The organism is Rhizobium sp. 10N414 (genome assembly GCF_056394785.1).
In genome coordinates this window covers 1-8,009 of sequence record NZ_JBFTIN010000078.1, presented here as the reverse complement: position 1 = coordinate 8,009, position 8,009 = coordinate 1, and the positions used below count along the sequence as shown (strand labels likewise).

Annotated in this window: 11 protein-coding genes and 1 pseudogene; 7 read left to right on the top strand and 5 right to left on the bottom strand. The window is 52.2% G+C overall.

The window, feature by feature from the left end; all coding sequences use genetic code 11:
* Positions 1-332: 332 nt before the first annotated feature.
* On the bottom strand, positions 333-2,099 hold the full coding sequence (locus AC1DE4_RS31340; RefSeq protein ID WP_169681696.1) for an ATP-binding cassette domain-containing protein: 1,767 nt from the start codon (positions 2,097-2,099) through the stop codon (positions 333-335).
* Between the two features lie 173 nt (positions 2,100-2,272).
* On the opposite strand from AC1DE4_RS31340, the gene AC1DE4_RS31335 reads away from it, so the two are divergent.
* The 4 genes from AC1DE4_RS31335 to AC1DE4_RS31320 are packed head-to-tail and all read left to right on the top strand — an operon-like array spanning position 2,273 to position 5,320.
* The gene (locus AC1DE4_RS31335; RefSeq protein ID WP_169681695.1) at positions 2,273-2,440 is read left to right on the top strand and encodes a phazolicin family TOMM bacteriocin; all 168 of its coding nucleotides are present in this window, start codon (positions 2,273-2,275) and stop codon (positions 2,438-2,440) included.
* A gap of 54 nt (positions 2,441-2,494) precedes the next feature.
* A complete protein-coding gene (locus AC1DE4_RS31330) occupies positions 2,495-3,343 on the top strand; it encodes an McbB family protein (RefSeq protein WP_477884714.1) in 849 nt (282 codons plus the stop codon).
* A 13-nt stretch (positions 3,344-3,356) separates the two neighbouring features.
* Positions 3,357-4,142, top strand: a complete 786-nt coding sequence (locus tag AC1DE4_RS31325) for a nitroreductase family protein (protein WP_169681694.1) — start codon at positions 3,357-3,359, stop codon at positions 4,140-4,142.
* Positions 4,142-5,320 carry a YcaO-like family protein gene (locus AC1DE4_RS31320; RefSeq protein WP_477884713.1) on the top strand — a complete coding sequence of 393 codons (1,179 nt, stop codon included), beginning with the start codon at positions 4,142-4,144 and terminating at the stop codon, positions 5,318-5,320. The genes AC1DE4_RS31325 and AC1DE4_RS31320 overlap by 1 nt, the downstream gene beginning before the upstream one ends.
* Before the next feature lie 38 nt (positions 5,321-5,358).
* Here the strand turns inward: AC1DE4_RS31320 and AC1DE4_RS31315 are convergent, their stop codons facing one another.
* Positions 5,359-5,817: a Ros/MucR family transcriptional regulator gene (locus AC1DE4_RS31315; RefSeq protein ID WP_169681692.1), complete on the bottom strand. Its 459-nt coding sequence runs from the start codon at positions 5,815-5,817 to the stop codon at positions 5,359-5,361.
* A gap of 346 nt (positions 5,818-6,163) precedes the next feature.
* Here AC1DE4_RS31315 and AC1DE4_RS31310 point away from each other — a divergent pair, with 346 nt between their 5' ends.
* From AC1DE4_RS31310 to AC1DE4_RS31300, 3 genes are all read left to right on the top strand, one after another.
* Positions 6,164-6,292 (top strand): hypothetical protein, encoded by a 129-nt coding sequence (locus AC1DE4_RS31310; protein ID WP_281419662.1) that lies wholly within the window; start codon positions 6,164-6,166, stop codon positions 6,290-6,292.
* Between the two features lie 261 nt (positions 6,293-6,553).
* Positions 6,554-6,808, top strand: a complete 255-nt coding sequence (locus AC1DE4_RS31305) for a DUF2934 domain-containing protein (protein ID WP_169681690.1) — start codon at positions 6,554-6,556, stop codon at positions 6,806-6,808.
* 47 nt (positions 6,809-6,855) lie between these two features.
* The gene (locus AC1DE4_RS31300) at positions 6,856-7,059 is read left to right on the top strand and encodes a hypothetical protein (protein ID WP_113164165.1); all 204 of its coding nucleotides are present in this window, start codon (positions 6,856-6,858) and stop codon (positions 7,057-7,059) included.
* A gap of 84 nt (positions 7,060-7,143) precedes the next feature.
* Here the strand turns inward: AC1DE4_RS31300 and AC1DE4_RS31295 are convergent.
* From AC1DE4_RS31295 to AC1DE4_RS31285, 3 genes and pseudogenes are all read right to left on the bottom strand, one after another.
* Positions 7,144-7,462: pseudogene (locus AC1DE4_RS31295) on the bottom strand (type II toxin-antitoxin system RelE/ParE family toxin).
* Positions 7,462-7,743 carry a type II toxin-antitoxin system Phd/YefM family antitoxin gene (locus AC1DE4_RS31290; RefSeq protein ID WP_477884712.1) on the bottom strand — a complete coding sequence of 94 codons (282 nt, stop codon included), beginning with the start codon at positions 7,741-7,743 and terminating at the stop codon, positions 7,462-7,464. Before AC1DE4_RS31290 ends, AC1DE4_RS31295 begins: the two are co-directional and overlap by 1 nt.
* Before the next feature lie 7 nt (positions 7,744-7,750).
* Positions 7,751-8,009 (bottom strand): integrase core domain-containing protein (locus tag AC1DE4_RS31285; protein WP_477884711.1); only part of this gene is annotated, 259 nt, incomplete at its 5' end.

Genomic DNA, 8,009 nt, shown 5'->3' with positions numbered 1-8,009 from the left:
GCCTTCAGACCGGGCGACCGCCGAGACGTTCGCCCCAGGCTGCAGCGCCATGGCCAGGATCCGCGCCTTTTCGTCGTCCGACCACTCACGAGGCTTGCGTCTTCTTCGCACCGGCTCTGCGGTCAAAACCTCGAAGGTCCGAGGCTGATTCACACTGTCGTTCATAGGATTCTCCGCATGACTCATGCAGAAAATCGCCTATCAGCAGTCCGAAAGATACATGGGGTGGCCTACGCGCTTACCATATATCTGTCGGGAAACCGTGACTCTTGCAAGCGAGTTTTGCGACAGAATTCCCTGATTTTCCAGGGCCGACAATCTTGTCGAGAAACTCAGGATTTCTGCGACATGTCAGAAAATTGCCCGATTACTTTGCCGTCCACAAATGCCTGGTATTCCCCGCTCTCCCTTTGGAGATCCGCATGAGTTCCCGTCCAATAGCGGTGATTTGGTCCGAGGAACAAAACTTCGCTTTCAGCGTCCACTATGGAGAGATCATGAGTGACAAAAACCGTGGTGCATGTCTGCTGCAACTCCGCGATTGCATCTAAAACACCCTTCCGATTTATTTCATCCAGTGCTGCCGTAGGCTCATCAAGAATAAGCAGCAGGGGTTTGGCAAGAAGTGCACGCGCGAGCGATACCCGCTGCTTTTCTCCGCCCGACAAACGGCTGCCGCGCTCGCCGACGGTTGGCTCTCCCAATTCTTGGTGACGTTGCACCACGTCATGCAGGCCAAGCCTTAGAATGACCTTTTCTATTTCCTCCTGAGGCGCCTCTACGCCAAATGCAATATTTTCAGATATCGACCAATCGAATAGAAGGCAGTCCTGCTGCACGACGCTGATACTCGACCTAAAACCACCCGCATTTCCTTCAGTGACCAACGCGCCATCGATGAGGTATTTGCCACGATCAGCCATGGACAGGCACGAGATCACCTTCAACAAAGATGATTTTCCAACGCCCGATGGGCCGACTATGAACAGCTTCCCCCTAGCCGGCACCATAAGGGAAAGGTCGGCCAATAAGTCCCGTTCATTCATCGAGATCGCTATATCAGACAGTTCCAGGGTCATCGGCAATCGATCACAGCCAACAGGCTGCGTCAGCATTTCAGGTACAGGCGTCGAGAGAAGCTCCATAAGCAATCTGGCTTCTCCCAAGGAGGAGTTCACCTCCCGATAAACCCTTGCAAAGGTTTCGACTGGCTGCAGCAGCCGGATAATGTAAGTGTTCAGCAGTACTAAATTGCCGATGGTCATCGTCCCATCGGCAACATCCGAGGCCCCACGCCAGAGTACACCCGTCACGACAGCGCCGAACACAAGCGCCTGGAGAACGCCAAAAAAAGCTCTCTGTTGGAATGTCAAAGCCCACGCTTGATCGTTGACTTTGAGCTTGCGGTTTAAACGCTCAGCGAATTCATTGACCCTGTTGGCCTGCTGAACAAGTTCTGCATTAGCGACGCCATCAAGACCGAAATTCCAAGCGTCGATCCCGGTCTCCATCGCACTTTCAGTGGATCTTCTGATTTTGGCTGCCGATACGTTGGCGATGATCGCGTACAGGAGCAGCGCGGAAAATAGTAGCAACGCGATCCATACGTCGATCATGAAGGCTATAACCGACGCCGCAATGATCAGCTCAATAAATGTAGGTATCAGGAAGAAGGTCAGATTTGACGTGATTTCGCGGACCGCATCGAGGCCACGCTCTACGGTTCGGCCAATCTCGTAAGTCGTATATTCCTTCAGCTTACGATACGGCAGGGAAAGAGCATGTTCGAATACATGCCTCGTTAGGTGTCTTTGAAGACGCAGGTTCATTGGTCCGAATGTAAGCCATTGGGCCTGCTCTAGAGCCCCGACAACTGTCAGGCCAATTCCGAAAGCGATTATATAGCGAGTACCTACATTGACACTCGCACCTCCCTCGGCCAGCGCATCAATACCTAGGGAGAAGAATATTGGAAACAACGCTGAACCAATTGCGGTGAGCGTTATAGTGCATAATACCAACAGAAACAGAGCGCGCTGTTTGCTGTTATTCAGAAGCATATTGCTTATTACCAAAAATGCGTTTTGCGAGTTACCCATGAATATCGCTCCATTGCACAATATTACCGAGCAATAGCTGAGAATATTATTCTTCGATATTGCCATTGAATACATACTATCACTATTTTTATGCTTGACTAAGGTGAATATAGGAATAATTTTGCTTTTGCAGCATTTCGCTGCACCTTCAACCCGCAAATAGGAGGTATGTGATGACTACGCAGATTCTGAATCCGCCGCAGTTTGGAACCGAAATCGAGTTCGTCGATGGTGGCGATGCTAAGGTTCAAACCGCTGCAACGTGCGCCCGGTGCGACAGCAGCAGCCGCTGCGGCGCTTCCGGCAAGTCTTCCGGCTCGGCAAACTCGGTTTCGACTTAAAGAGCAACGGCGGCCCCACATCGGGGCCGCCACTTTCACAAGGAGGGTTGCAAGATGCTTTCGGTTTCCCCGTTCGTAATCAGTTCCGCGCCGACAGATGGCGCATGGCAGCTTTTCACGCCGGTAGGCGCAGCGCGCGTTACCGACGCAAATCTTGTGGCTGCTCTTGGCGAAATTAAACGGCTTCAATCTCGCGTTCACGAACGGGAAATTGAAAAAATTTTAGAGAGCCAGACGCTCCCAGTCACGGCCGCTCGGCAGTTCCTAGAGCGCCTGAGAGTGCTCCGAAAAGTCGAAGATATGAAAACCGTAATGGTTTTTTCTCCGTCCCGAAAACTCGCCGATGACGTTGCGCAGTTGATACTCGATCGTGACGCTGTGTCATGCCRCTCTTCTGCAAACATTGCAGATATCGAGGGCGCCGATCTTATCCTGGCTATTCAAGATCGTTACGAGCCTGAGCTCGCCAGGAAAATATACGCTGCGTGCAAATCGAGAAAAGAATCGATCTTGCTTCATTCATATTTTGTTTTCCGACATTTCATCGTCGATGGATTCTATTCGCCGGCGATCGACCTACCCGATCATTTCAGCGGTATCCATAATCTCGCTGGCCTTGATCGATCTTCAAAATTTAAGCCTTCTAGTTGGGCAGACTATTTCTTTTCTGATCCCTATGCGATCGAAACGCTAGCGGTACCAACATTTCCCGCCTCGCAAATCGAGACCGCAACCGCACTCCACCTTGCTTACATGCGGCTTCGCCCACTCATCGCAGATGGTGTTTCTCCGCTCTTCCCTGATGACCTCAGCACCGTGATCGAATTGAATCTCGACACTGGCCGCATTGAACGACACAGGGGCGTCCATTCAAATTTCAGTTCATCACCACGTGATATTTAGGGAGAGACCGTAGATGCGACACGCAAAAATATCGTCGGTCAACCAAATCGCACACGCAAGCCAGTTTGTTGACCCAGAAGTTGAAAGCGAAATCCGCACTTTTCACCAGCACTGTATCTCCGTTGCCGGCTCCCCACTGGAAAGCGCTCTGAGCCAGCCATATCTGTCGGTCGAAGACCTAAAGCGGGCGGAGGCCTTCGAAACAAGGTTTTCCCATATCACTCGAACGATTTCACTCGGGAAAAATATCCCTGAATCGATCTGGCGACTACCGTCCCTTGAAAAGGGTGGAACAAGGTCTGTCGACTTCCAGACTATTTGCCAAATCTTCTCACAAGCTCTTGGCGCTGACCAGGCCCGACGGCGGCCTTATCCCTCTGGCGGCGCCCTCTACAGTGTTGAAACAGTCGTTATCCTGGGGAACGTCTCAGGACGAGACGCAGACTTTGATGTTTTGCATTACCTGCCGGTAAGCAACGCTTTCGAGGTGCTTCAAGGAGAATATGATAGCGCCTCATATAATGACATCTATAAGATCGATCGCGCTGCGTTCTACGTAGTGTACCTCATCAGCCTTAAAAAGGCGATATTCAAGTATCGCTCTCGCGGTTATCGGCTCGCACTGATGGAAGTCGGATCGATGTACCAACAGATGCTTCAAATTGCCCAACAGCAAGAAATTCGGTCCCGCGTTCTATCTGGCTTTTCTGAGTACGCTCTGGCGAAGAGATGCGGGCTGGATAGCCGCATTCTGTTGCCGGGAATCATTCAGGCTTTTGCCTATCCGGAGGACGACTAATGCACCATTCATATCGCAGTTTCGCCTCCAGCACACCGAGATATCGGCTAACACCAGCATATCCGGCTTGCATCTGTGAACCTACTGTCTTCTCAGCAGATGACACCAACGATCTCAACGGTCACGGGTTTGGTTTTGGCCCAGGCGTGGCGGTCAAAGCCATGGGAGAATATTTTGAACGCTATACGGCGTTCCGAGCTGTAACCTCTACACAATCAGGTGCCATTGCAGACATGCGACTTAACGTCGATGAACAGGCCGCATTGGCGTTTGCGCTCCAGCAAACCTGCCACGATGATGTTCGCGACGACGTGCACGGCACGAACTTCCGTCTTGTAGACGTTAGCCGCTTGGGCTCCGATAGCAAAGCTCTCTACCCGGCAGTTCTTCTGTCATTGCACAGTTTTGACGCACAGCGCGACGCTCTATTCGCACCGATACGTGATACGTCCGGTTCGGCAATACATCGCAATGAACTCGACGCGTTTCGGGGCGCGCTGTTGGAGTTCGTTGAAAGGCAGTGCACAACGGCTATGTGGGTTTCCCGACGCTGCAACGCTATCGAGGGGAACAGTCTGAGGGGCAGCCTCACAGATGGGAAAGCCCAGAAAATTCACGATCAAATGTCTTCCAATGGCAGCCTGAGATTAATCGACATTTCTTTCCTGGCGGGGGTCAGCGTTAAGTTTTGCGRGTATCGCTCGAACGATGCAGATGCATTGGTCAATTTCTCCTGCGGCTGCTCTGCCGATCTCATTCCCGAAATGGCAACAACGAAGGCTTTTACAGAAGCTTGGCAAACGTCTCTATTGCTTCCTCAAATGGAATTCTTCAACAGTCGAGACTACGGCAGCACGTCTCTCAAAGAAAATTTCCAAGCTGCGAACAAAGCAGGATTTGAGCTTGGCGTCGAAGTCGCTCCACTGGAGATAGGAACGAGCATGCCAGACAGGAATATCGAGAGGCTCAAAGAAAATATTCTATCTGTCTCCAGCAACATCTATGTATACTCTCGCGCTATCAACCTGCCTGGAACCCAGCTACACTTTTGCCGAATCGTATCGCCGGATTTCTTTATCCATATGAACCCGGGCGATCATAATAATAATGATAACAAGTGGATAAGCCTGTTTTGTACAGATGAAATGAAGCGTTTGGAGGCAATGCCTTTTTCATGAGGTTAAAGCGAGATTTCCCGCTTTAACCTCTTTGAAGCCTACTCTTCCTGCTTGTTTGACCGCCTTGATACGTTGACGCCCAAACCGATACCCTTGGCAATTGATGAGCGCCGAGCGGCATAAGAGGGGGCAACCATCGGGTATTCGGGCGGAAGACCCCACTTAATTCGATATTCGTCAGGGTTTAGATTGTACTGAGTTTTCAAATGCCGTTTCAATGAGCGGAACTTCCGGCCGTCTTCCAAGCAAATTAAGTGATCCTTTTCTATCGATTGTTCGATAGGCACAGCTGGGCGCTGATGCGAGGCGAACGAAGGCCTTGTTTCCGGTACACCTTCAGGAACCTTATGCCCCTGTCCTAACGCGGCTTGAACGCTTGCGATAAGTGAAGGCAAGTCCTGCACGGGAACATCGTGTCTGCTTACGTAGGCGGTAACGATGTTTGCCGCTAGTTCCGTTATGTTATCAGATGAAGAATCTTTAGATTTAGAATACATGGAACAACCTACCTCTTTTCGAGGATAGATCACATGCGTGGTGCTCAGATGGCTGAGGTATCCCTCGCCTCATCTGAGCCAGCAGTTATCTACGCCAGCGAAATTTACCTGCTGACTCCAAAGCAAATGTCCCACTAAAGAGATATTCGCATAGAGAACAAAACGACAGTCAGAAAGTCGCTTTTGCAGATTTAGATAAGGTTGGATCTCAAGATGGTATCCTCGCTCATTTTGCCTGTTTCCTCACAGGTATCAAAAAATTATAATCGGTCAAGTTAGATAAAGTTATCGGACGCAACAAATACGTGTGGGTTTGATAGGTTCCAGCTGTGCAATCCCGTCCGAGATGGAGCTCGAGTCGGGTTTCGAGGCGGTGAAGGCGACATTCGATGCGTCGCTGCTCGACACCTTTGCCGCGGTGCTCGGCATCATTCCGAATTTCGAGGCGGCCGCTGAGCGTTGTCTAGGCCCGTAGCAGCCCAGTACCCCGGAAGTTCATGATCAGCCCAGACCGCGGCTCAGTTTTATGTCGCCAGCCGCCGGGCTGGGAAGTCAGACATTCCACCCCTCCGTGCTTCACCGCATTTGAGCTTGAAACAGCGTCAGTGTCTTATCCGGGTCAGGATCCGGAGTTAGATGCCCGTATCGTGCACAAAAATGTCATTGCGACCCCACCGGCAATCGAGGAACCACTCCGTGCAGCGAACGTTTATGATTGCCAACAATGGAGGCTTTCATGGACACGGAGCACGTGAGACGCCGGGCGTTCGAGAAGCGGGAGCCGGAGGGTCGTCCGGAAGGCCAGGATCGACGTTGGTATGAGGCTGAGCGCGAACTGGCCGAAGACGACGACTTGCCCCAGACGTCTTCGCCTTCGCATCACAGCGCGACAACGATACCTGGAGACGAAAAGGCGAGTTCAGATGCCATTTCGTCAGAAGGCGGGCCTGGTTCGTTCAAGCCGGGTGAACTGGCCTCCGAGAATAAGTAACTAAGGAACAGCCTGTGCTGCAGAAGCCGGAACCTGATTTTCGAACGATGTCCGAAGCTGTACAGGCCTGGCATCGCCATTATGGCATTATCCCCAATGAGCAGTCGACAAGCGTACTCTGCCTGGCCGCGATAGAACTATACAACGAGGGTTACCGGTCCTTGGACGAGATTGCCGCAATGCTGATATCCACTTATGTTGGCCAAGAGGCCACCAGGGTAAACGCGCCGACGTCGGCTGCTGTTCATTGAGGCTGGTCGGTTCCATTCAGCGACGCCCGCCGGGATCCCGTCGTAGTCGATGATATAACAACCAAAAACCGCGCCGCCCTAACATCAGCGCAGCAGCCTTCGCTCCAGAAACGCCTGCATGTCACGGCGTCCGTCCACGACGCAGTAGACAACGACATCAGTGGCCTGCGATAGATCATGCGTCACGGCTTATGGTGCAGTTCCCGATATTCGGAGATTCCGATACCCGCCAACTCCTTCGGTACATTTCCGCCGGCGGGGAGTGCTTCAAGCTCGGCGCAGGTGCTTTCAATTTCCGTCAGGATGCGCTCTGCCGCCTCGGTCCCATAGCGGCTAGCGATGATGCGATAGAGCTCCTCGATGTCGCGTTCCGCTTCCTCAGCAAAACGACACGATATGGCATCAGGATTGGCTGTCGGCTAGACGCTTGCGGATGCGCGAAAAGGCGTACGCAACGGGGCGCACTTTGCCTTCCTCCACTTGCCGGTTGGTGAGCGCCACTACCTTCAGGAGCGCCACCGTCTCTTGTGTTTCTTCGTATTGGCCGACGTCCTGAAGAATGGCTTTCGCCTCTCCATGAAGCGTAATGACGACCGGCTGCGGATTGTCCTTTAGCGTCCGGATAATCTCGGGCGCATGCGCCTTGAGATAACTGATTGGCTTGACCCGCTCTGAAAGCTTCATGCACTTACTAGGTGTGTGGTCCCGGAATGAGATGGTGCGGATTGATTTTGAAGATTGACGGGTCCCTTGTCCAGGCGTTGCAGATTGCTTGATAGGGCGTTCGCCATCGGAGTGCCTTGAGGTGTTTGGCGAGGTTGTAAGCAGTGACGAAGGCCAGGACATGGGCCTTGAGACTTTCCAGGTCGTCATAATGGTAGACCTTGACGGTGGCGTCCTTGATGGTTCGATTCATCCGCTCGGCCTGGCCGTTCGTCCAAGGATGGATG